Here is a 1,296-nt window from a genome sequence, read left to right as displayed (position 1 = left end):
TGAAGCTTCCCCTCGATGCTGGACACCTGGAAACTGGGACGTGAGGTTCCAGAGGAAGTAGTGCCAGGTGGGAAGCAAGAGCAACCGCAGCAGGCGGTACACGGAGGAGTTCAAGCGGGACGCGGTCGCGCTGGTCCGCTCCTCCGGCAGGACCGTCACCGAGGTGGCCCGGGAGCTCGGGGTCAGCGCCGAAGGACTGCGGAACTGGGTCCGGCAGGACCGGGCCGACCGCGGTCAGGGGGTGCCGGGCGAGCTGACGACGGCCGAGCTGGAGGAACTGCGCCGGCTGCGTCGACAGAACCGTGAGCAGGCCGAGACGATCGAGGTGCTGCGAAAAGCGGCGGTCTTCTTCGCGAAGGAGAGCGATCGATGAGCGCGGTGTACGCGTTCATCGAGGCGGAGAAGACCACCCACACTGTCGCTCTGCTGTGCCGGCTGCTGAAAGTGGCCCGCTCCTCGTTCTACGCCTGGCAGTCCGGCGAGCAGGCCCGCCGGGCGAGGCAGGCCGCCGACGACGCCCTGGCGCACGAGATCACCGTGCTGCACGTCGCCTCCCGGCACACCTACGGGGTGCCCCGGATCCACGCCGAGCTGCGGCGGCTCGGCCGCCGGGTCAACCGCAAGCGGGTCGAGCGGGTCATGCGCGAACGCAGCATCACCGGGGTCACCCGGCGCAGGCGCCGCGGCCTGACCCGTCCGGCGAAGCGGGCCGTGCCCGCGGTCGACCTGCTCGGCCGCGACTTCACCGCACCCGAGCCCGGCACGCGGCTGGCCGGCGACATCACCTTCATCGCCACCGACGAGGGCTGGCTCTACCTCGCCACCTGGCTGGACCTGGCCACCCGCGAGATCGTCGGCTACTCGATGGCCGACCACCACCGGGCGAGCCTGGTCGTCGACGCGCTGGCGATGGCCGCCGGCCGCGGCAGGCTCCAGCCCGGCTGCATCGCACACTCCGATCGCGGCAGCGAGTACACATCCGAGGAACTCCGCCGCGAACTGCGCCGGTTGGGGCTGCGGCAGAGCATGGGACGCACGGGGTCCTGCTTCGACAACGCCGCCGCCGAGTCCTTCTTCGCAGTGCTGAAGGAAGAGATCGGCACCCGCCACTGGCCCGACCGGGCCACCGCCCGCGCCGAAATCTTCGCCTTCATCGAGACCTTCTATAACCGCAGGCGGCTGCGGAAGCACCCGCACTGGGGCTACCTGACGCCGCTGGAGATCAGGCAGCGACACGAGCAAGGACACGCCCTCGCGGCGTAAGCATGGAGTGTCCAGCATCACGGGGAAAGTTCA

Annotated in this window: 2 protein-coding genes; both read left to right on the top strand. The window is 70.0% G+C overall.

What is annotated here, in order from left to right; genetic code table 11:
- The first annotated feature begins 67 nt into the window (after window positions 1-67).
- Window positions 68-373 carry a transposase gene (locus JHAT_RS33415; protein ID WP_077802014.1) on the top strand — a complete coding sequence of 102 codons (306 nt, stop codon included), beginning with the start codon at window positions 68-70 and terminating at the stop codon, window positions 371-373.
- The gene (locus tag JHAT_RS33410; protein WP_077802013.1) at window positions 370-1,263 is read left to right on the top strand and encodes an IS3 family transposase; all 894 of its coding nucleotides are present in this window, start codon (window positions 370-372) and stop codon (window positions 1,261-1,263) included. The genes JHAT_RS33415 and JHAT_RS33410 overlap by 4 nt, the downstream gene beginning before the upstream one ends.
- Window positions 1,264-1,296: the final 33 nt, after the last annotated feature.

Origin of the sequence: Streptomyces sp. JHA26, assembly GCF_002005565.1 — a bacterium.
Lineage (GTDB): Bacteria > Actinomycetota > Actinomycetes > Streptomycetales > Streptomycetaceae > Streptomyces.
This window is presented reverse-complemented; position numbering and strand designations above follow the sequence as displayed.

Coding starts and splice junctions, on each gene's coding strand:
- JHAT_RS33410 (WP_077802013.1), top strand. CDS start 370: ATGAGCGCGGTGTACGCGTTCATCGAGGCGGAGAAGACCACCCACACT.